15 protein-coding genes and 1 pseudogene are annotated in these 21,081 nt (G+C 71.0%); 7 read left to right on the top strand and 9 right to left on the bottom strand.

The annotated features are described in order from the left end of the window. Positions 1-37 precede the first annotated feature (37 nt). The 4 genes from ACFY4A_RS20460 (at position 38) to ACFY4A_RS20475 (ending at position 4,651) form a co-directional block, all read left to right on the top strand. Positions 38-997 (top strand): ABC transporter permease, encoded by a 960-nt coding sequence (locus ACFY4A_RS20460; protein ID WP_390830782.1) that lies wholly within the window; start codon positions 38-40, stop codon positions 995-997. Further along, the gene (locus ACFY4A_RS20465) at positions 994-1,893 is read left to right on the top strand and encodes an ABC transporter permease (protein WP_390830783.1); all 900 of its coding nucleotides are present in this window, start codon (positions 994-996) and stop codon (positions 1,891-1,893) included. The genes ACFY4A_RS20460 and ACFY4A_RS20465 overlap by 4 nt, the downstream gene beginning before the upstream one ends. Next, positions 1,890-3,668 carry a dipeptide ABC transporter ATP-binding protein gene (locus tag ACFY4A_RS20470; RefSeq protein ID WP_390830784.1) on the top strand — a complete coding sequence of 593 codons (1,779 nt, stop codon included), beginning with the start codon at positions 1,890-1,892 and terminating at the stop codon, positions 3,666-3,668. Before ACFY4A_RS20465 ends, ACFY4A_RS20470 begins: the two co-directional genes overlap by 4 nt. A gap of 62 nt (positions 3,669-3,730) precedes the next feature. Beyond that, positions 3,731-4,651, top strand: a complete 921-nt coding sequence (locus ACFY4A_RS20475; RefSeq protein WP_390830826.1) for an ROK family protein — start codon at positions 3,731-3,733, stop codon at positions 4,649-4,651. A 265-nt stretch (positions 4,652-4,916) separates the two neighbouring features. On the opposite strand, the gene ACFY4A_RS20480 is transcribed toward ACFY4A_RS20475, so the two are convergent. From ACFY4A_RS20480 to ACFY4A_RS20495, 4 genes and pseudogenes are all read right to left on the bottom strand, one after another. Further along, positions 4,917-7,925, bottom strand: coding sequence for a family 16 glycoside hydrolase (locus ACFY4A_RS20480; protein ID WP_390830785.1), 3,009 nt, complete (start codon positions 7,923-7,925; stop codon positions 4,917-4,919). A 714-nt stretch (positions 7,926-8,639) separates the two neighbouring features. Then, positions 8,640-9,332, bottom strand: coding sequence for an anti-sigma factor family protein (locus tag ACFY4A_RS20485; RefSeq protein ID WP_390830786.1), 693 nt, complete (start codon positions 9,330-9,332; stop codon positions 8,640-8,642). Then, entirely contained in the window at positions 9,329-9,838 is a 510-nt protein-coding gene (locus ACFY4A_RS20490) for a sigma-70 family RNA polymerase sigma factor (RefSeq protein ID WP_390830787.1), read from the bottom strand. Before ACFY4A_RS20490 ends, ACFY4A_RS20485 begins: the two co-directional genes overlap by 4 nt. Before the next feature lie 515 nt (positions 9,839-10,353). Then, a pseudogene (locus ACFY4A_RS20495) lies at positions 10,354-10,500 on the bottom strand (IS701 family transposase); the annotation flags it as partial. Positions 10,501-10,650: 150 nt separating this feature from the next. Here ACFY4A_RS20495 and ACFY4A_RS20500 point away from each other — a divergent pair. After that, on the top strand, positions 10,651-11,346 hold the full coding sequence (locus tag ACFY4A_RS20500) for a hypothetical protein (RefSeq protein WP_390830788.1): 696 nt from the start codon (positions 10,651-10,653) through the stop codon (positions 11,344-11,346). Between the two features lie 801 nt (positions 11,347-12,147). Further along, entirely contained in the window at positions 12,148-13,035 is an 888-nt protein-coding gene (locus ACFY4A_RS20505; RefSeq protein ID WP_390830789.1) for a S1 family peptidase, read from the top strand. 603 nt (positions 13,036-13,638) lie between these two features. On the opposite strand, the gene ACFY4A_RS20510 is transcribed toward ACFY4A_RS20505, so the two are convergent. The 5 genes from ACFY4A_RS20510 to gcvPA form a co-directional block, all read right to left on the bottom strand. Next, a complete protein-coding gene (locus ACFY4A_RS20510; protein WP_390830790.1) occupies positions 13,639-14,280 on the bottom strand; it encodes a GntR family transcriptional regulator in 642 nt (213 codons plus the stop codon). A 51-nt stretch (positions 14,281-14,331) separates the two neighbouring features. Next, complete coding sequence (locus tag ACFY4A_RS20515) at positions 14,332-15,078, bottom strand: SDR family NAD(P)-dependent oxidoreductase (protein ID WP_390830791.1); 747 nt, start codon at positions 15,076-15,078, stop codon at positions 14,332-14,334. A gap of 82 nt (positions 15,079-15,160) precedes the next feature. Further along, entirely contained in the window at positions 15,161-16,630 is a 1,470-nt protein-coding gene (locus ACFY4A_RS20520; RefSeq protein ID WP_390830792.1) for an NAD(+)/NADH kinase, read from the bottom strand. After that, positions 16,627-18,219, bottom strand: coding sequence for an aminomethyl-transferring glycine dehydrogenase subunit GcvPB (gene gcvPB / locus ACFY4A_RS20525; RefSeq protein WP_390830793.1), 1,593 nt, complete (start codon positions 18,217-18,219; stop codon positions 16,627-16,629). The genes ACFY4A_RS20520 and gcvPB overlap by 4 nt, the downstream gene beginning before the upstream one ends. Next, positions 18,216-19,595, bottom strand: coding sequence for an aminomethyl-transferring glycine dehydrogenase subunit GcvPA (gene gcvPA, locus ACFY4A_RS20530; protein WP_390830794.1), 1,380 nt, complete (start codon positions 19,593-19,595; stop codon positions 18,216-18,218). Before gcvPA ends, gcvPB begins: the two co-directional genes overlap by 4 nt. Before the next feature lie 147 nt (positions 19,596-19,742). On the opposite strand from gcvPA, the gene ACFY4A_RS20535 reads away from it, so the two are divergent. Then, positions 19,743-21,077 (top strand): ABC transporter substrate-binding protein, encoded by a 1,335-nt coding sequence (locus ACFY4A_RS20535; RefSeq protein ID WP_390830795.1) that lies wholly within the window; start codon positions 19,743-19,745, stop codon positions 21,075-21,077. Positions 21,078-21,081 lie beyond the last annotated feature (4 nt).

Raw genomic sequence — 21,081 nt, forward strand, 5'->3', positions numbered from 1 at the left:
CCGCGCGTACCACAGAGACGAAGCGACCGGAAAACACATGAGCACTTCCTCGTACCTGATCAGACGCGTCCTGCAGGCCGTCGCGGTGATCGTCATCGTGACGATTGTCGTCTTCGGCCTGTTGCACGCCCTGCCCGGAGGCCCCGCGCGCGGGATCCTCGGGCCGCAGGCCACCGCACAGCAGATCGCCCACTTCAACCACGAACAGGGCCTCGACAAGCCCCTGCCCGTGCAGTACTTCTACTACCTCGGCCAACTGCTGCACGGGGACCTCGGGACCTCGTACACCCTCAACGAGCCGGTCTCCCAGCTCATCACCGAGCGGCTGCCGAAGACCTTGGTCCTCACCGTGCTGTCGGCTCTCGTCGGCCTCGTCCTCGCCATCCCGATGGGCATGTGGCAGGCCGTGCGCCGCAACAAGCCGGTGGACTACGTCATCACCACGCTGAGCTTCATCGCCTACTCCACGCCCGTGTACTTCCTCGGGCTGATCCTGGTGCTGGTCTTCAGCCAGGGGCTGGCGTGGTTCCCGTCGCAGGCTCCGCAGGGCGAGACGCTGGGCCAGGTGTTCTCCGAACCGCAGGCCCTGGTACTGCCGGTGGTCGCGGGCGCGGCCTCCATGGTCGCGGTGTTCAGCCGCTACATGCGGGCGGCCACCCTGGAGAACCTCTCCGAGGACTACGTCCGCACGGCCAGGGCGGGCGGCTCCCGCGCCCGCGCGATCCTGTGGCGGCACGTGTTCCGCAACTCGCTGACGCCCGTGGTCGCCATGCTCGGCTACTACGTCCCGGTGCTCTTCGGCGGTGCCCTGGTCGTCGAGCAGCTCTTCAACTACCCCGGCATGGGGCTGCTGTTCTGGACCGCGGCGCAGTCCTCCGACTACCCGGTCCTGCTGGGCTGCGTCCTGGTGATCGCCGTCGCCACCGTCGTCGGCACCCTGCTCGCCGACATCGTCCAGCGGATCATCGACCCCCGAGTGAAGGCAGGTCGGGCATGAGCGCCGTCATCCAGCCGGACATGGCCCCGGCGAAGGCCGCCCCGCCGCGTGAGGCCTCCGGCGCACGGCTCGCCGTCCGCCGCTTCCTGCGCAACAAGCTGGCCGTCGTCGGACTCGCCGTCGTGGTCTTCTTCTTCCTGTTCTGCTTCGCCGGTCCGCTGGTGTACTCCACCGACCAGACCCACACCATGCTCCAGCAGGTCAACCTCGCCCCCAGCGGCGCGCACTGGCTCGGCACCGACGCCGTCGGCCACGACGAGCTGGGCCGGCTGATGTACGGCGGCAAGGTCTCCCTGATCGTCGGCCTCGCCGCGGGCGTCCTCGCCACCGTCATCGGCACTCTGTGGGGCGCCGCCGCCGGTTACGCGGGCGGCTGGATCGACGCCGTGATGATGCGGATCGTCGACGCCGGCATCGCCATCCCTGCGCTGTTCATCCTGCTGGTGGTCTCCGCCATCACCACGCCGGGCCTGACCGGTCTCGTCGTCATCCTGGGCCTGGTGTCCTGGCTGGTGCCGTCCCGGCTGGTCCGCGCCGAGACGCTGACCCTGAAGAACCGGGACTACGTCCTGACCCTGCGCGCCATCGGCGGCACGCACGCCCGGGCGATCCTGCGTCACATCCTGCCGAACTCGGTCTCCACCATCATCGTCGCCGCGACCTTCCAGGTCGCCGACGCCATCCTGCTGGTCGCCTACGTCTCCTATCTGGGCATGGGAGTCCGGCCGCCGCAGACCGACTGGGGCGGCATGCTCTCCGCCGGTCTCACCGCCGCCTACTCCGGCTACTGGTGGCTCATCCTGCCGCCCGGCCTGGCCATCATCCTGGTGGTGTGGGCGTTCAACGCGATCGGGGACGGACTCCGCGACGCATTCGATGTGAGGGGACGCGGATGACCGCCACCACCAAGGGCTCCGCCGTCCGCACTGCGGCGTCCGGCCCGATCCTCGAACTCGACGACCTCGGCGTCGTCTTCACCACCGAGACCGGCGACGTACCCGCGGTCAAGGGCGTGTCCCTCCAGGTCCGGCCGGGCGAGACGCTGGCCCTGGTCGGCGAGTCCGGCTCCGGCAAGTCGACCATCGCGCTCGCCGCGATGGGCTTGCTCGCCCAGAACGCCCGCACCACCGGCAGCGCCGTCATCGCCGGCACCCAGATCGTCGGCGTCTCGGAGAACGGCCTCGCGGCGCTGCGCGGCAAGACCGCCTCCATGGTGTTCCAGGAGCCGGCCACCGCGCTCGACCCGCTCACCCGGATCGGGAAGCAGATCACCGAAGTGATCCGCAACCACCGCGAGGTGTCCGCCAAGGACGCCGCCGCCGAGGCCGTCGAACTGCTGCGCCGGGTCGGCATCCCCGAACCGGAGAAGCGCGCCCGCGCCTACCCGTTCCAGCTCTCCGGCGGACAGCGCCAGCGGGTCGTGATCGCCATGGCCATCGCCAACGAGCCCGGCCTGCTCATCGCCGACGAGCCGACCACCGCCCTCGACGTGACCGTGCAGGCCGAGATCCTCGACCTGCTGCGCCGGCTCGCCGTCGAGACCGGCACCGGCGTGCTGCTCGTCACCCACAACATGGGCGTCGTCGCCGACTTCGCGGACCGGGTTGCCGTCATGTACCACGGCGAGATCGTGGAGACCGGATCGGTCGAGGACGTCCTGCTGCGCCCCGCCCACGACTACACCCGGCGCCTGCTGGCCGCCGTGCCCCGGCTGTCCGTCGCCGAGGCCGCAGACGGCACCGGCCGGCTTGCCGCGTCCGTGCCGGCCCAGAGGAACCGTTCCGCGGCCGAGCCGTCGGCCTCGCCTGCCGGGCCCGGCGGCCCCGAGGGCGAAGCGGTGGTCGAACTGCGCGACATCAACGTGGTGTTCGGCCGCGGCAAGGCCGCCGTACGCGCCCTCGACGGAGTGTCGTTCCGAGTCGGGCCGGCGGAGACCCTGGGCCTGGTCGGCGAGTCCGGCTCCGGCAAGTCCACCGCCGCCCGGGTCGCGCTCGGCCTGATCCCGCCCACCTCCGGCACCGTCTGCCTGTTCGGCGCCGACCTCGGCCGCACCCGCGCCCGGGCCCGCCGCGCCCTGCGGGCCGGCATCGGTGTCGTCCTCCAGGACCCGGTGGCCTCCCTCGACGCCCGGATGACCGTCGGCGAGTGCGTCGCCGAACCTCTCCGGGTGCACCGTCGCGACCTGTCCGCCAAAGACCGGCAGGCCAAGGTCGCCGCCGTCCTCGACCGGGTCCGGCTGCCAGGCGAACTCGCCCGGCGCGCGCCCCGCGAACTCTCCGGCGGACAGCGCCAGCGGGTCAGCTTGGCCCGAGCCCTGATCCTGGAACCCCGGCTGCTGGTCGCCGACGAACCCACCAGCGCGCTCGACGTGAGCGTGCAGGAAGCGGTCCTGGAGGTCATCACCGAACTCCAGGGCGAACTCGGCTTCGCCTGTCTGTTCGTCTCCCATGACCTCGCCGTCGTGCAGCACTTCGCGCAGCGCGTCGTCGTGATGCGCGCCGGCCGCATCGAGGAGCAGGGCTCCACCGGGACGACCCTGCTGCATCCGGAGACCGACTACACACGCCGTTTGCTGGCCGCAGTGCCGGTGCCCGACCCGGTGGTGCAGCGGGGCCGCAGGGCCGAACGCCTGGCCACCCTCGCGGCCGGCCGTACGGAGGCCCAGGCGTGACCGGACCTCTTCTCTCCCCCTACACCCCGCAGGACCCGGCCATTCCCACCGCCCTCCGGCCGCTGTTCGCCGGCATCGACATCGGCGGCACCACCACCCAGGTGGTGGTCTGCTCGGACGACCTGACCGTCCTCGACGGCGCGGAGGCCGCCACCCCGGCGCTTGAGGGCGGCCGGGCCATGGTCGGCGCCGCGCTCGACGCGCTCGCCCCGCTGCTGGCCCGCACCCCGGGCCGCCTGGTGGGCGCCGGAATCGGCGCCGCCGGGGTGGTGGACTCCGCGAACGGCCGCATCCTGGTCGCAAGCGACTCCTTCCGCGGCTGGGCCGGCTTCGCCGTCACCGCCGCCGTCGAGGAGGCCCTCGGCGTCCCGGCCTTCCTGGACAACGACGTCAACGCCTTCCTCTACGGGGAGGTCTGCGGCGGAGCGGTGCGCGGCGAGGCCGACGTCCTCGGCATGACCCTGGGGACCGGCGTCGGCGGCGCTCTGTGGACCAACGGCGCCCTGTACGCGGGTCCGCACGGCGCGGCCGGCGAGATCGGGCACATCCCCGGCTTCGGTGACCTGCCCTGCTCCTGCGGCGGCCGGGGCCACCTGGAGACGTTGGCCTCCGGTCGCTCCATCGGGGCTCGTTACGCCGACCGCACCGGCCACCGCCTCACCGCCCGCGAAGTCGCCGAGGCCGCCGCCCATGGCGACGAGGACGCTCTCGCGGTGTACCGCGCCGCGGGAGCGGGCATCGCCCGCGCGATCGTCATCACGGCGGGCGTCGTCGACATCACCACGGTGGTCGTCGGCGGCGGCGTCAGCCGCGCCTGGCCCCTGCTGGAGCCCGTCATCCTGTCCGCCCTCGCCGTCGACCCCCCGGTCAGCGGCCACCCCGTCCGCCTGGTCCAGGCCGCCCTGGCCTCCGACGCCGTCCCGGTCGGCGCCGCCGCCCGCGCCCGACGCGAACTGGGCACGGAGGTGAGGGCGACGGCGTAGGGACAGGACCACCGGCGCCCCGAAGTCCGCGGGCCCGACCCGCGGACCACACCGGCATGGCGGCCCGGGTACGCGTGGAGCCAGCGTGTGAACATTGTCCTTGCCTCGCGCCACCTGGCCGGGCAGGTGGACCGTGTTGGGTGAAGTTGTTGTTCAGACGAAGCGGCCTGCCGCCCGAATAGTTCAATGCCGGGGGGCCTCGAAAGGGGCGCGCCCACGACCCCGTGGGCGCGCCCCGCTGCTGCGCGACTGCGGTGCGGGTACGTCAACTCAGCGGTTCAACCCGGATGTTGCGGAACCGCACTTTGTTCCCGTGGTCCTGCAGGCGGATCGCCCCGGCCGACGGCCCCTCCGGCGCACCGGCGCCGGTCGGCCCGTCGATCGCGACGTCGTCGTGGACCTTCTTGCCGTTCCACACGACCGTCACCCGCGCGTCGGCGATCTTGCGGCCGCTGTCGTCAAACCGTGCCGCGCGGAACGTGATGTCGTACGTCTGCCAGGTCTCGGGCGCCGTCGCCGCGTTCACGTCGGGGGCCTTCTTCAGGTAGATCGCCCCGGCCTCGTTGGTGTCGAGCGTGGTGTCACCGTACGAGTCGAGGATCTGCACCTCGTAGCGGTCGTGAAGATAGACGCCGCTGTTGCCGCGGTCCTGGCCGGTCACGTCGTCCGGCAGCAGCGGAACCCGGAACTCCACGTGCAGCTTGAAGTCCTGGTAGGCCTCCTTGGTGCGGATGTCGCCGCAGCACACCTCCATCGACTGCTCGGCGGCGAGCGGCCACTCCACGCGCCGCCCGTCCGGATGCTGCCACTGCGCCTGGGAGGCTGTGGTGCCGTCGAAGAGGGTGACCGTGGCGCCGTGCGGACGCACGGTGATCAGGTCCAGGTTGACATGACCGGTGTCTCCGGCGTCGAAGCGGTACGCGACAGTGTTGTGGCCCGCGCGCAGGCTGACACGTTCGGTCCGGGTCGACCAGGCGTCCCACGTGCCCGTGGAGGGAAGCTTCGTCTGGCGCAGCTTCTCCCCATTGGCGTACAGAGAGAGGGACTTGGTGCCCTGGAAGGGGTTGGGGCCGTTCGAGTAACGCAGGTTCACGTCGTACTCGCCGGCCTCGGGGACCGTCACGTCGAACGTCGTGGCCACCTTGCCCTCGGTGCTGTAGCGGTCGACGAAGCCGCTGCCCGAGTACCCGGTGTGGTCGGTGTTGATGCCGGCCGTGCCGGTCAGGCGCGCCTCCTCGGCCTCGTACAGCGTGGCGGGCGGTGGCTGCTTTCCCGGCAGCGCGTTGAGCGTGTACCAGGCCTCCGTGCTCCACAGCGTCTCGCCGGACGCGGACGCGAAGGGGCGCGGCGAGCGCACGTGCACGACGCGGCCGGGCTTGAGGCCGTCGAGGCGCAGCCGGACCGTGCGCCCGTCGTCGGCGAGCGTCGCCGAGCGGACGGCGAGCCGCTCCTCGGCGATCTTCGGCCCGCCGTAGTCCGATGTCGGGGTGTAGCGCCACTGCTCGGCCTGGTAGCGGGAGGCCAGCTTCTCGGCGGTGGCCTCGGACACCGGCTGGGTGTACTCCAGGTCGAAGCCGCCGGGCACGGCCCGCATCTCCTTGATGTCGAAGGTGTTGCCGCCGTTCGGCGTCAGCTTCTGCAGGCCGAACTTGAGCTTGCCCTCCTGACCCCAGTTGCCGTCGGCGCCCAGGCCGCCCGCGTAGATCGCGCCGTCGGGGCCCGTGGTGATCCGGTTGACGCCGGCTTCGAGGCCCTGCGTGTAGCGGAACACGGCTCCCTGGTACTGCCCCTTCACCTTCTCCAGATAGCCGCGCTGGATCCCGCCGTAGGTGACGTCACCGATGAGCATCTGCCCGGCGAATTGACCCTTGGTCAAGTACAAAGAGGCACTCGGGGAGTTGGCGATCTCGTTCTGCGGCAGCCACAGCACCGGCTGGGTGACGGGACGGTCGTCGAACGGGCCCGACGGCTCGGTGTAGTGGTTGAAGAAGCGGTCCTGCTTGATCTGGACGAGCTTGTTGGCCGGCAGCCAGCCGCCCTGGTTGTCGGTGGTGAAGATGCCACCGTCCGGACCCCAGCCGATCCCGTTGGGCGTGCGCAGACCGCCCGCGACCGGATGGATCTTCCCCGTCTTCTTGCTGACCCGGTACGTGGTGCCGCGGCCCGGGGCCGGCTGCGGGGTGGTGGACGCCCCGCCGTAGTTGATGGCGACGGACAGGTTCACGTAGAAGTAGCCGTCGCGGTAGAGCAGCCCGAAGGCGAACTCGTGGAAGTTCCCGCCGTAGGGCCAGGTGGCCACGGTGCGGTACTCGTCGGTGACGGAGTCGTCGTCGGTGTCGACGAGCTGGGTCAGCTCGTGCTTCTGCGACACGTAGAGGGAGCCGTCGACGTACTTGATGCCCATCGGCTCGCGCAGGCCGCTCGCGACCTTCTTGACGGTCACCTTGTCGCGGCTGGTGCTCCCGGTGACATGGTCGAGGAGGTACACCTCGCCCGCCTTGTTCTGGGAGCCGCCCCACGTGCTCACGGCGAGCCGCCCGTCGGGCAGCCAGTCCATGCCGGTGACCTGCGGCTCGAACCCGTCCGGGCGCAGGTCGGTGAGGGTGAGGTCGGGGCGCACGTCGGTGAGCGGCAGTCCGTCACCGGGGCTGTCCGCGCCGGCCTCGCACTCCTTGCGGCCCGGCGACGTGACCCGTACGACCCCGGCGTCGGTGGTCAGCGACTCCCGCGGCACGACGGTGAAGCCGGTGGCGCCCGGCGGCTTCCAGGCGAGCGTGAGCTGCTGCCCGCCGGTGCGCTCGAAGTGGTCGACGCGGAACGGGTGGGAGCCAGCGGTGAGTTCGACGGCCCCGTCCTTGGGCTCTGCGGCGTGCAGCCCGTCGTGGTCGATGACCTCACGGTCGTCGATGGTGAGCCGTGACCCGTCGTCGCTGGTGAGACGGAAGGTGTACGTCCCGTCGGCGGGGATGACGAGGTAACCGGAGGCCTGGGCCGAGAAGTTGTCGGCGAATCCGCCGAAGTCGTCGGTCGAGGACCAGTCCACGGTCGGCATCAGCTTGTCGTGGTTGGGCGTCTGGCCCGGCTTGAGCGTGCACAGCTTGGTGAGCGGGACCTGGGTGTCGAAGACGCGCAGGGTGACACCGGGTTCCTGGGGCGGGATGTCGGCGGGTGCGGCGGCGGACGGGGGCGCGGCCGCCATCCCGCTCGCGAGGAAGCCGCCGACGAGCAGAGCGGTGAGCTGTCTTCGGGCGCGGCGGAACCTATGTGGATGCATCGGTCCTCCAGGACGGGACCGGAGGCCGCCGGATCACACTCCGGTCGAGCGATACGGAAACGCGGATGCTGATGCCGAAGAGTCGGTACTCCTACGGTCGCGCCGTCACGTTAGGGGACTTCTGCCGACTGCGTCCACACTTTGTCATCGGTGAGTTCAAAGTCCGGCTGCGGAAGCCCAGTTGGGTGCCTCGGGGATTCGGTCGCGGGGAGTGGCACCAGCGCTACTGGGGCCTCGGCGTGATGATCTACTGGCACGTCGCGCGGCAGTCGGCGTGTGCGGTCCGTCTCGTCGCACAGCTCACGGAGGGCCCGGGTGTCCAGGTGCCCGTAACGCCGCGACGGCGGTATCACCGCTGTCTACCTGTTGGACGCCTGCGGCGAGCCTGTGCGCAGACCGGCCTGGACCGTGCACACCTTCAGGCGCCGGACTTCACGGCGTCCGTGCCGGCGGCGCGGGTACGGTCCAGCAGGTAGGGCGGCGGGGTCGGTCGTTGGTGATGGCTTCCGGGCGGGCGGAGTTGTGCTCGTCCGAACAGCAGGATCAGCCCGGTGCCGGGCCAGAGTTGCGTTGCCGCGAGTCGCACGTGCTGGGGCAACCGCTCCGCAGGGGCAAAGACCTCAGGTCAGTGGTGTGTCGCCCCGCATCAGGGCAGGCGGGACCATCCCGTGGGCCCGGCAGTGGAGCGGACCGCGGGATGGTGGTCGAGGCAGGTCAGAGTGGTCGGGTCGTGGCGACCATGCGCCCCGCATGGTCCATCACGGAGATGGACCGGATATCGGGAAGGTGCAGGGCACTCGCCCCCGTCACGGCGGCGCTGCCGTTGGGAGTGATCGCCCAGGTGGCCGCCTGCTCCTTGCGGCCGTCCACCGAGGAGACCTGGAGGATGAAGGGTCCTGGTCCTCCTGCGGGCAGGTCGGCCAGGGTGACGCTCACCGCGGTGCCCCAGGGCTTGGCCGTGAGCGTGGCACGGCCGGACACGGAGTACCCGGCGGCCGAGGTGAAGGCCGTGGACGGGCCGGTCGACTGCCGGAACGGCAGCATCGACCCCAGTCCGAGCCCGGCAAGCACGATCAGGGCCGCAGCCAATGCCAGCCACTGCAGACGGGCCCGGCGCCTGCGTGCGACATCGGCGGCGCGGACCTGCTCCAGCAGGCGGTCGAGCCCGGCCGACGAAGCCGGGGGCGCCGCATCGGTGCCGGCCTCGCGCGGGGCCTGGGGACGGGGCGCGGACATGCCCGGGGCACGGCGCAGCAGTCCTGCCAGCGGGGCCGAGCGCGCGAGTTCGTCACGGCATTCCTGGCACGTGGGCAGGTGGGACTCCAGGACGCGGCGGTCGGTCTCGCTGAGACCGCCCAGCACATACGCGCCGATCAGCATGCGCACGTCATCGTGGTCGGTGCTCACCGTAGAACTCCCATTTCTTCAAAGGCTGCGCGCAGGTTGCGTACGGCGTAGTAGGCGCGGGACTTGACCGTTCCCTCCGGGATCGTGAGCCGTGACGCGGACTCGGCGATGGTCAGCCCCTCGAAGTACAGCGCCTGGATCACGTCACGATGCTCGCCGGACAAGCGTTCCAACGCTGCGGCAATCAGGTGCCCTTCCAGCGCCGACTCCACATCATCGGCAGAAGGTACAGCCGCGAGTGTCTCGTTGTCGTAGAGCGGTTCCGGACGCCGCTGCTCGGCGCGCCAGCCGTCGGTGAGCACGTTGCGGGCGATCGTGAAGAGATAGGAGCGGATGGTGGCGTGGCGTGGCTCGATCTTGGTGATGCTGCGCCACGCCCGCAGCAGCGTCTCCTGCACGACGTCCTCCGCCTGCTCAGGACTGCGCACGTACCTGCGCACGAAGGAGAGCAGCACGTCGTGGTGCTCGGTGTACAACGCAGTCATCAACTGTTCGTCCGGCGTCACGCTCGATGTCCTCGTCTCGCAGGCTGGGGTCGCTCGAAGCATCGCCGGGCCCGAACTGCAGGCGGCGGACAGTCCGCGTCCTGGGGAGGCCCGGAAACCAGATCCGATCCATCCGACTCACTTCCAGACATGACCGCACCGGCTGCGCCGTCATCGAAAAACGGCTGCGACAGGCGGTTTCTTGTGTCCTGAGGCACTGATCGTGTGCCCTTGCCGCTACGTATACGACGAGCTGGGGGTTCAAGTTCACCCGCAGGCAGCGGACGAACTCAGGTTCTCGCCGTCCGCTGGAGCGAAGGCCCGTCGGCGCTCCTTGTAGCAGGGGGGTGCGCGGGTGTGCTGACACGGAGCCGCCGTTGAGACCACGGGTGCGCTGGATGGCATCCTCGTCCCCACAGGCTTGCCGGACGCCGGACGGCGCTGAGTCCGTCGCCGGGGTCGCCCTGCGGGAGCCCGACCCGCCATGAACTGTTGCAGGCACTGGCGGTCGACGCCCAACCGCTCGCCGTTGACTACATCGACTTGCGCCGTCCGCCCAGCAGCAGACCGCGCAGGTAGCCCACGCCCTTGCCCTGCTGGTCCGAGCGCCGCAGGGGAGCGAACACCTCGGCCGCGAACGCCTCCAGCTCTTGGCGTGAATGGCCCAGCTCGCCCGGAACCATACGGACAAGGAACCGCCGGAACACGACCGTGACCGGCCTTCGGCGCGCGCCATCCAACAGAGCATTTCTGGTCGACCTGCGGATTGAACCGGGTACCGCAGGTGGTCGTACACATGACCGCAAGCCTCCCAACACTCAGGAGAACAAGTCATGAGGAAGAAGAAGTTCGGCTGGGCCCTCGGCGCGGGTGCGGCCATGATCCTCGGCCTGGGCGCCGCGGCCTCCGGGCTGTCCAGCGCGAGCGCCTCGAGCCAGAACACATCCGCCTCCACCAAAACGCACCCGGTCAAGGTGGAGGTCTTCGCGCCCGAGCGCGGGGACAACGCGGGGGTGGAGGGCAAGGGCTGGTTCGTGGACCTGAAGCTCTCCTTCCGGGGCAAGACCCTGGCCCAGACCGGCTTCAACGGGCTCCAGCTCACCGGCCCGGCCGCGCACAACAACATCGCCCCCTTCCCCGGCACGTTCTCCACCGGCCAGGACGACAAGATCCCTGGACTGGTCGTGCTGGACTCCACCACCAACAGCACCCTCCCCGGCTTCTCCGGGCCCGGCACCAACCTGGCCAACCTGTTCAACCTCTCCGGCGTCACCAACCGCACCCCGCACAAGACCGAACTGTGGGACACCTGGATCGTCGGCGCCCCCATCGCGGGGCAGGATGTCGACACCACCCTGACCGTGGCCGTCGTCGACGACCTCAACCACGACGGCGTCTACAACGACGCACCCGGCGTCGTGAAGGACCTCGACGGCGATGGGAAGATCGACGCCAAGGACCTGGGTCTGATGGGCGTCGCCTCCAACATCGTCACCGTCCCCTTTCACATCAACGCCGACCCCGCCTGAATCCCGTCAGGTCAGGAGGGCGCCGCCACTGGGCAGGTGGACGCCTGCGCGCGCCGCAGTGCGCGCTGGTGCTGATGAGACGGAGCGACGACGATACCGTCTCGCCCGGCTTCGTCTGCTGCTCCGTACGTGCTCCCCTGTGGACATCCGTCACTCGGCTGCAGACATGCCTGGGCGCTTCCTGGGCTCGCCAGTTCCCCGGATACATCGTTGCCGGCGCACGCCCGGCCACGCCGAAGACCCCCTGCCCGCCATGGCATCCCTATCCGCGGGCAGGGCGTCCGGCCGACACGCCACCGTGCTCCGCAGGTTCCCGGACCAAGGCCCCACTGCTTCGTCCGGGAACCTGCTGCGGCCAGTGCAAGGTCCTCAACTCTCCACGTCCCGTCGGGCATGACTGCCAGACGGACGAGCCGCCACCCGGGAGGTGGCGGCGAGCGCGACGCGAATGTGCGGTCGGCCCGGGGCGCGGTGACGGCTCTCCACGTACCCTGCCCGTCGGCCAGCCGGTTCCGGCTGTCGAGTCGATGTTCCACGGGGATCGGTCCCGGTTCGGGCCGGGGCCGATGACCTGCCAGGAGAGGGCCGCCTTGTTCGGCACGGAGGTGATAACCGGCGCGGGTGGAGGCACTGCGTCGAACCCTTCGCGCTCCGTCCCTGAGCGTCCCCTTGCGGATTGGCTCCTCCTGACTGATACTCAGCCAGTTGTCAGGGTCACGTCACCCGCATCTCGGGGGTGCGCTTTCTGACAACGACTCAGGGCCCCATCACCCAGCGGGCCTCATTCCTGAGGAGGAGACAGTGAGGATCAAGCGCACTCCTTCCCGCAGCGGAATCACCAAATCCGCACGGCTGCTCGCCATAGCGGCCAGCGTGGCCGCAGCCGCAACACTCGCCCTGCCGACCGCCAACGCGGCGCCGCAGCAGGCGTACACCGCCAGCCAGCTCTCCGAGGTGAGCAACGCGGTGATGCAGTCGGGCATCGAAGGAATTGCCTGGTACGTGGACCAGGCTTCCGACCGCGTCGTCGTGACCACCGACGGCACCGTCTCCCGCGCCGAGATCGCCGAGATCAAGCAGGCGGCCGGCTCCGACGCGGGAGCGATCAAGATCGAGCGCGCCGGCGGCGTCTTCAAGCCGCTGCTGTCCGCCGGAGGCGCCATCTACGGCGGCAACTACCGCTGCTCACTCGGCTTCAACGTCGTCAGCGGGAGCACCTACTACTTCCTCACCGCCGGGCACTGCGGAAACGTGGCCAACACCTGGTACACCGACTCCGGCCACAAAACGCTCATCGGCCCGACGATCGCATCCAGTTACCCGGGCAACGACTACGCACTGGTCCGCTACGACAACACCTCCCTCAGCCACCCGGGCGGTTTCTCGGCTGCCAACGCCTATGTCGGCGAGCCGGTCAAGCGCACCGGATCCACCACCGGCACCCACAGCGGAACCGTCACCGCGCTGAACGTCTCCGTCCGATACGTCGGCAGCGGCGGTGGCACCGTGAGCGGCATGATCCAGACCAATGTCTGCGCCGAGCCCGGCGACTCCGGTGGACCGCTCTACGACGGCTCCAAAGCGCTCGGCATCACCTCCGGCGGCAGCGGCGACTGCAAGTCCGGTGGCACAACGTTCTACCAGCCCGTCCCCGAAGCGGTCAGCGCGTACAACGTGAGCGTGTACTGACCCGTCCAGCGCGCCCGGCCGACAGGCATCCTTGCCCTGCGGCCGGGCCGCCCCGGCCTTCTTCCGTGCCAGGGCACGGGCCGTCTGTGGGCCATCCGAGGCTGCCCGGGAGCACCGCCGAGGACTCCACCTCCCGCAGCGTCACAGCTCACCACCGCGCGCGTTCGCGGGGGGTTTCGCCACCTCCGCGCAAAAGCGGCCCGTCCGGCGGGCGCACGAGGGCCGGCGCCGGACACCCACCCGGCTCGCAAGACCGCAAGGCCGCTGCCCCTGGACCTGGGCGCGGTGCAGGTTCCGGCGCTGACCTTCCCGTCGCTGGGGACCCGCGGGCCCGTCGCTGGGGACCTGCGGGTCGGCGCAGCTGATCCGGCAGTCCGATCCCGATTCCTACCAGCTGATACTGATTCCGCGCGGGGGCCACCGGTGGAAGACGCCGTGCGGCAGGGCCGGGGGGAGAGCCCAGGGTGATCAACAGTTCGACGCGCAACTCCGGGTGGGCGTGGAGCGCCGCCGGCCGGTCCCTGCCGACGCTGCCCGGTGCACCGGGGGCGGGCGCCCGGGCGCTCCGCCCCACCGTGCTGCCCCCGTGCACCGGCGCGGCCCTCAGTCCTTGAGACGGTCCAGGATCCGGTGCATCCCGCTGTTCCAGTTCTCCTTGAGCGCCGCCAGCGCCGCGTCGAGATCGCCGCGCAGCAGGCACTGCGCGATCCGCTCGTGCTCCTCGGCGGAGCGCTCCAGGACGTCCTGGTCGCCGAGCGCGACGCGCTCGTAGCGGTGCATCGTCACCTTCAGCGGCGTGATGAGCTTCATCAGCCGCTCGTTGGTGCAGCCCGACAGCAGCAGTTCGTGCCACGCGTCGTCGTACCGCTCTATGACGTCGTGCGGTGCCTGCGGGGCGGAGAAGGCGCGCGCCTCCTCCAGCAGGCGGGGAGCCGCCGCCCGCAGGTGCTCCAGGTCGCTGGACTCCAGGGCCAGGGCCTCCAGCGTCGCCACGATCGCCGTCAGGTCGCGGTACTCCTGCGCGCTGAGCGGCGTGAACCGGAAACCCCGGCCGCGCTCGCTGGTGATGACACCCTCGCGCTCCAGGGTGATCAGTGCCTCGCGCAGCGGAGTGCGGCTGACCCCGAGTTCGGTGGCGAGCTGTACCTCGTTGATCGGCTCGTTGGTCGCGATCGTGCCACTCCCGAGACGCTTGATCAGCTCATCCTTGACCTGCTCGCGCAGCGGGCGGTTGTCGATTGGCATGTGAGGCGGCCCTCCCCTTTCGGTCCGGTCGATTATCCGCCACCGGGCGAATCACGCGGTACCGGCACCGTCCACGGGGATGATGGCACCGCTCACGAACGCCGACGCGTCGGACGCCAGGAACGCCACGGTCTGCGCGATGTCCCGGGGCTGCCCGATCCTGCCGAGCGGCCGGTCGGCGGCGTCGGCGTAGAACGCGTCGGCGCTCTCGCCGAGCTGCCGGGCCTCCTCCGCGAGCATCCCGGTGGCGGTGTCGCCGGGGCAGACGCAGTTCACGCGGATGTTGTCCGGACCGTGGTCGATGGCCATGGCCCGGGTCATGTTGACGACGGCACCCTTGGACGCGCAGTACGAGACGGCGCGCGCGCCGCCCGAAATGCCCCATCCGGATCCGGTGTTGATGATCGAGCCGCCGCCCCGCGCCGCCATGCCGGGTATCACCAGGCGGCTCATCAGCATGATGGAGCGGATGTTCACGGCCATCACCAGGTCCCAGTCGTCCTCGGTGATCTCGCAGACGGTGGAGCGGCGGATGATGCCGGCGTTGTTGAACAGGACGTCGACACCGCCGAAGCGCTCCTGGGCGGTGGAGACCACGGCCTCGCAGTCCTCGCGCCGCGAGACGTCGCAGCGCACGAAGACGCCGCCGGTGTCCTTGGCGGTCTGCTCGCCGCCGTCCGCGTCGATGTCGGCGATGACCACGCGGGCACCGAGTTCGGCGAGGACGTGGGCCGTTGCACGGCCGATGCCGGTGGCGGCGCCGGTGACGACGGCACGCTTGCCTTCGAGAGTGATCACGGGAACTCCTTTGCGGGGGCGGGGCTGGGCGGGGGCACAAGGTACGGGTACGGAGATCTCGGCGGCCGCACGGCCGCACCGGTCAGGTGGTCAGGTGGTACAGCGCGGTGCGGTGCCAGCCGGTGATGACGGGGAGATGGCCGGACCATTCGGCATCCAGCGCGTCGTCGCCCGTGTCGAGGAGCAAGGGGCGGCCGCCCAGCGCTGCCAGCTTCTGCTCGGTGCACAGCGCGAGCAGCCGCTCGCGGCCGCCCGCGGCGCGCAGCACGCGGGGTGATATCTGCTGGTTTCCGCGGCCGAGCAGGAAGCCCTGGCCCCCGATGGGGGAGACGGCGATCCAGCACGGACCCGCCGCGAGGAGCGCGTCCTCGCCGGCGTCCCGTACGACGACCCGCGCCGGGTGGCCGGGCCGCAGCGCGAGCACGTCGACGCCGGCGAGCGAGACATCCGCGCCGAGCGCTGCGGCCACGGCGCGGGTCGTGCTGCCCGGGCCCAGCGCCAGGAGCCCGTCCCCGACCCGCTCGGCGACCTCGAGGGCGATGCCGCCGACCGCCTCCGGGGAACCGGCGACACTGCCGGTCTTGCGCTGCTGCACGCGCGCGGGCACGTGGGGGACCGGCAGCCAGCCGTGCAGGCGTGAGGCGACGCGGCCGGCGCGGAGTCCGTCCTCGTCCCGGTCCATCACCTCCGCGTCCCGCAGGCGCGCGGCGCCGGAGCGGGCAAGCCACGCGGCCGCGACCTCGCCGGCGGCGCGCGGGGTGACGCCGAACACCGCCGAGTGCATCTTGACGCCGGTCGGCACCCCGAGCACGGGGTGGCGCACGTCGTGGAGCGCGGCGAGCACGTCCCGGGCGGTACCGTCGCCGCCGGCGAAGAGCAGCAGATCGACACCGTCGGCGACGATGGCGCGCACGGCGGCGACCGTGTCCGCGACGGAGGTCTCGCGCCCGGCTTCCGGGGTGTGGACGACCCGTGGCGCGAGCCCGGCCGCGGTGGCGGAGTCGGCCCCCATCGCGCCGGCGGCGGTGACGACCTCCAGTTCCGCGCCGGGGCACCCGCCGCCCGCCTGCGCGACCGCAGCGCCCGGCGCACCGGAGCCGGCCCCCGACCCGACGGGGACACCCGAGCCGAGGCCGGCGCCCACCGTAGCGTCCTCGTCCGGACCGATGTCCGAGATGGCATCCCGGCCGGTGGGCTCGCGGAGGTCGCCTGTCGTCGCCGCGCGGCTCCGGGGCGCGGAAGGGGCGGGTCCGGCGGCCGTGCGGTCGGCTTCCGGCACGGCGCGCGGGAAAGCGGGCCGCCGGTCCGGTCCGGGTACGGCCCACGGGGCGGGACGTCCGCCAGGGGCTGCCCCGGGCGGCAACGTCCCCAGCCGCGCGCGCAGTTCACGCAGTGCAGCGGTCGCCCTTTCCCCCGCCAGGGGCCTCGCGCCCAACGCGAGGGCCTGCCTGCGGCGGTCCGGGCCGTCCGTGCCGCCCAGGCCCACCCGGCCGCCGAGGCCGGCGACCGGGTTCACCACCAGGCCGACCCTGGCACGTCCGGCGCTGGTCAACGGGCCGCCTCGCCGAGGATCTTGCGGCGGTAGGCGCGCCAGGAGACGGCCCAGGTGGCGGGGTCGTCGAGGCTCTCCGGGCGGACCCGGTGGATGGTGGAGCGGTGCGGGGCCGTCCGGACCGTGTCCGGGGACTCGTAGGCCTCGCGGGCGATCTCGGCGAGGATCGCCGCGTACTCGTCGAGGTCGGCGCGGGTGTAGGACTCGGTCGGCTCCAGCGTCATCGGCTCCGGGACGAGGTAGGGGTGGTGGCTCGTCCAGTAGTGCGTGCCGAAGTCGGCGGCACGCAGCCCGATGTCCTCGGAGTGCAGCCCGGTGTCCTCGTGCAGCTTCTGCCAGCTGTAGCGGACCTGTTCGACGCGCGGCCGTCCCTCGGCGTACGGCACCGATACGCCGGGGATCTGCCGGACCTTGTGCAGCAGGTAGTTGTTGTTGAGGACCGCGGTCTCCGCCGCGGCGCGCAGTCCCTCCGCGCCGAGCGACATGATCCACGCGTAGGCGCGCACCAGGTTCGGCACGACTCCGTAGAAGGGGCGCATCTTGCCGACGGACTCGGGCCGGTCGTCGTCCAGGAAGTAGCGCTCGCCGTCGAACTCGACGGTGGGCCGCGGCAGATACGGCGCCAGGTCCTCCGTCACCGCACTGGCACCGGCCGCCGGTCCGCCGCAGGCGTGCGGGGTCGAGAACGTCTTGTGCAGGTTGAAGTGGCACAGGTCGAACCCGGCGTCACGGGCGCGCGTGATGCCGAGGATGCCGTTCGCGTTGGCCTGGTCGTACGCGCACAGGCCGCCCGCCTCGTGCACGATCCGCACGAACTCCTCGATGCGCGGGTTGTAGATGCCGGTGTCCTCGGGGTTGGTGATGAGCAGCGCGGCCGTGCGCGGTCCGACGGCGGCCTTGAGCGCCTCGATGTCCGGGTAGCCGTCCGCGTCCGGGTACAGGGTGATGACCTTGAAGCCCGCCGTCTTGGCGCAGGCCGCGTTGGACGGGTGGGAGAAGATCGTCGTGATGACCTCGTCGCGCTGCTCCAGTTCGCCGCGGGCCGCGAAGTAGGCGCGGATCATGGCGACGTTGGTGTAGATCGCGGCCGAGCCGGCTCCGGGCTGGAGGGAGACCCGGTCCATGCCGGAGATCTCCTTCAGGAGCTCTTCCAGGCTGTGGATGATGCCGAGGACGCCCTGGACGGTGTCCTCGTCCTGGAGGGGATGCAGCGCGGTGATGCGCGGGTCGCGGACGAACTGGTCGTTGACCTTGGGGCTGTACTTCATGGTGCAGGTGCCCTGGCCGACGTCGATGTTGAGGTCGGCGCCGAGGTTCTCCTGGGACAGGCGCAGGTAGTGGCGCAGGACCTGCTGCTGGGACATCTCCGGCAGGGCGGGCGGCTCGGCGCGGCGCAGCGCGGCGGGGATCTCCACCAGGGGGACGGCGGGGTCGGGCGCCGGCACCAGGACGCCGCGCTCGCCCGGCGAACCCAGCTCGAAGATCAGGGACTCGTCCCAGGAGGCCTGCTGGAAGCGGCGCAGCCGCGGCTTGGGCGCGATCCGCGCGTCCTCGGCGGTCACGGGGGCGGGCGTGTGGTGGGCGGTCACTTGACGATCTCCTCCAGGGTGGCGGCCAGCCGGTCGATGTCGGCCTTGGTGTGGACTTCGGTGACGCAGAAGGCGGCATCGTGCTTGCCGGTGGGCACGGATCCGTAGATGCCGCGTTCCCTGAGGTCGGCGCGGATCTCGGCGGCGGTCCTGGCGCCGGTGTAGCGCACGGTGAAGTCGGCGAAGTGCAGGGCGTCCGGGTAGGGGACCTCGATGCCCGGCACCTCGGCGAGGCGTCGGCGGGCGTACGCGGTGAGGGCGAGGATGGTCTCGCCGATCTCGCGCATGCCCTGCGGTCCCATCAGGGCGAGGTAGACCCCGGCGCCGATGCCGTGCAGCGCGGCCGCCGTGCCCACCCACTCCTTGCCCTCCTCGCGCAGGGCGAAGGAGGTGCGCTCGTAGGCGACGTCGCCGAAGCCGTACTCGCCCTCGACCGCGGTCGGTGCGAGACCGAACAGGCGCGAGGGGAACTCGGCGACCAGCCGCTCTTCGTCGCGGGTGGCGATGAAGCCGGCGTTGCCGCCGCCGAAGCTCTGGTGGATGCCCAGCGGCTGGATGTCGCCGCAGGCGATGTCCGCGCCGTACGCGCTGGGGGGCGCGAGCACGCCGAGGGTGAGCGGGTTGCAGCCGATGACGTACAACGCGCCCGCCTCGTGGGCGAGTTCCGCGAGCCGCGGCAGCGCCGGGTCGACGATGCCGAGGGCGGAGGGGGAGTCCGCGTAGACGGCGGCGGTGTCGCCCGCCGCCAGGTGTGCGCGCAGCGCGTCGAGGTCGGCGCAGCCGGTCCGCGGGTCGACGGGGACCACGGTGACCTCGTGGTCGGGACGGACGTAGTCCCGGATGCGGGACAGCTTGTCGGTGTCGACGGCGGTCGCCACCAGCAGCCGGCGTCGGCCGGTGACGCGGCCCGCCATGCGCAGCGCGGTTCCGGCGGCCTGGAAGCCGTCGTACACCGGCACGTTGACCACGTCGACGTCGAGGAGCTCGGCCATCATCGACTGGTACTCCCACAGGGCCTGGAAGCGGCCGTGGTCCTCGTAGGGTTCGCCGGCGTACGCGGTGAGGAACTCGCTGCGGTTGACCACCTCGTCCACGACCGCGGGCACATGGTGCTGGTAGCAGCCCGAGCCGAGGAAGCTGAGGACCTGCCGCGTCGAGGTGTTGCGGGAGAGGAGCCCGTCCATGTGCCGGGTGAGTTCCGCTTCGGAGCGCAGCGGAGCCGGCAGGTTGAGGCGGCGGTGCAGCCGGATTCGGTCCGGGATGTCGGCGTAGAAGTCCTCGACGCTCGCGGCGCCGATCTCGTCGAGCATCGCCTGCCGCACGGACGGTACGGAGTTCGGGATGTAGGGGTGGACCACGTTCTCGGACGACGTCATGCCGTGCCTTTCGCCTGGGCAAGGTCAGCTGCCCGGCCGGGGGAGCGGCCGGTGTCAGAAGTCTTGGGGTGTACGCCTCTTGACGGCGAGGCTCGTTATTCAGTGTTCTGAATACAGAATTAGGCATTCAGGCGTCTGGAGGCAAGAGTGTCAACGAGACCCACCCGGCGGGACGTTGTGGCCACAGGCTTCGCGGCGGCGAGTGCGGCCCTGCTCGGCGGCTGTGCCATGGGCGGCACGGGCGGCGGAAAGGCCCGCGACATCGCGGGCAAGGACGGCAAGGGCGGGAAGCTCGGCGGCCGGATCACCGTCTGGTCCTGGGACGTCGCCGCCCAGGCCATGAAGCGCCTCGCCCGCGGCTTCGAGCAGCACCACCCCGGTACCACCGTCGACGTCGTCGACATCGGGTACGACAACGCCTACGACAAGATCACCGTGGGCCTGCGCGGTGGCACCGGCCTCGCCGACGTCCTCACCATCGAGGGCAGCTACATGCCGCGCTACATCGGCAACTTCCCCAGCGGCTTCTACGACCTGACGAGCCTCGGCGGCCGCTACGGCGGCGACTTCGACCGCGCCGCCTGGCGCACGGTCACCGGCCCCGGCGGCAAGGTGTACGCCCTGCCCTGGGACATCGGCCCCTGTGCGCTCTACTACCGCACCGACCACTTCCGCACCGCGGGCGTCGATCCCAAATCCCTGCTCACCTGGGACGACTACGTCAAGGCCGGCATCCGGATCAACAAGGCCACAGGCCACAAACTGCTGATCCAGGACTCCACGGACGCCGGCATCCTCCCCATGCTGCTCCAGCAGCAGGGCCAGTCCTACTTCAAGGGCGGCCGCGTCGCCGTCGACACCCCGGAGGCGGTGAAGGCCCTCACCCTGATGAAGAACCTCGGCGACGCGGGCCTCGTCGTCTACGAGAAGCGCTGGGACGGACTCGTCACCGGCACCAAGGAGGGCAAGGCCTCCACCACGCCCACCGCGGCCTGGTGGACCGGCACCCTCACCTCCGAAATGCCCGAACTGAAAGGGAAGTTCGGGGTGATCCCGCTGCCAGGCTTCACCGCCGACGGCATCCGCACGTCCAACATCGGCGGCTCCACCCTGTGCGTCCCCGCCCAGAGCAAGAACCCACGCCTGGCCTGGGCGTTCATCGAGTACCTACTCACCGGCAAGGCCAACCAGGTCTCCATGCTCGAACACGAGGGCCTGTTCCCCGCCTACCTGCCCGCGCTCGACGACCCGTATCTGACGCGCTCGCAGGACTACTTCAGCGGTGACCGCCCCCTGGAGATCTTCGCCCGCCTCGCCCGGAACATCCCTCCGGTGGAGAACAACAAGGACGACGCCAAGGCGTCCGACATCATGACCTCCGCCGTCAGCGCAGTCATGCTGCGCGGCCAGGACCCGCGCCGCGCGCTGAACTCGGCCGCCGAGCAACTCGCCCGGGCAACCGGCCGCGAGAGGGCGGCCTAGCACG

It is taken from the genome of Streptomyces sp. NPDC001292 (genome assembly GCF_042896465.1).
Classification (GTDB): Bacteria; Actinomycetota; Actinomycetes; order Streptomycetales; family Streptomycetaceae; genus Streptomyces.

Excerpts from the sequence above, each read along its gene's own strand:
- ACFY4A_RS20470 (WP_390830784.1), top strand. The coding sequence starts at position 1,890 with ATGACCGCCACCACCAAGGGCTCCGCCGTCCGCACTGCGGCGTCCGGC.
- ACFY4A_RS20500 (WP_390830788.1), top strand. The coding sequence starts at position 10,651 with ATGAGGAAGAAGAAGTTCGGCTGGGCCCTCGGCGCGGGTGCGGCCATG.
- ACFY4A_RS20510 (WP_390830790.1), bottom strand. The coding sequence starts at position 14,280 with ATGCCAATCGACAACCGCCCGCTGCGCGAGCAGGTCAAGGATGAGCTG.
- ACFY4A_RS20460 (WP_390830782.1), top strand. The coding sequence starts at position 38 with ATGAGCACTTCCTCGTACCTGATCAGACGCGTCCTGCAGGCCGTCGCG.
- ACFY4A_RS20465 (WP_390830783.1), top strand. The coding sequence starts at position 994 with ATGAGCGCCGTCATCCAGCCGGACATGGCCCCGGCGAAGGCCGCCCCG.
- gcvPA (WP_390830794.1), bottom strand. The coding sequence starts at position 19,595 with ATGACGTCGTCCGAGAACGTGGTCCACCCCTACATCCCGAACTCCGTA.
- ACFY4A_RS20480 (WP_390830785.1), bottom strand. The coding sequence starts at position 7,925 with ATGCATCCACATAGGTTCCGCCGCGCCCGAAGACAGCTCACCGCTCTG.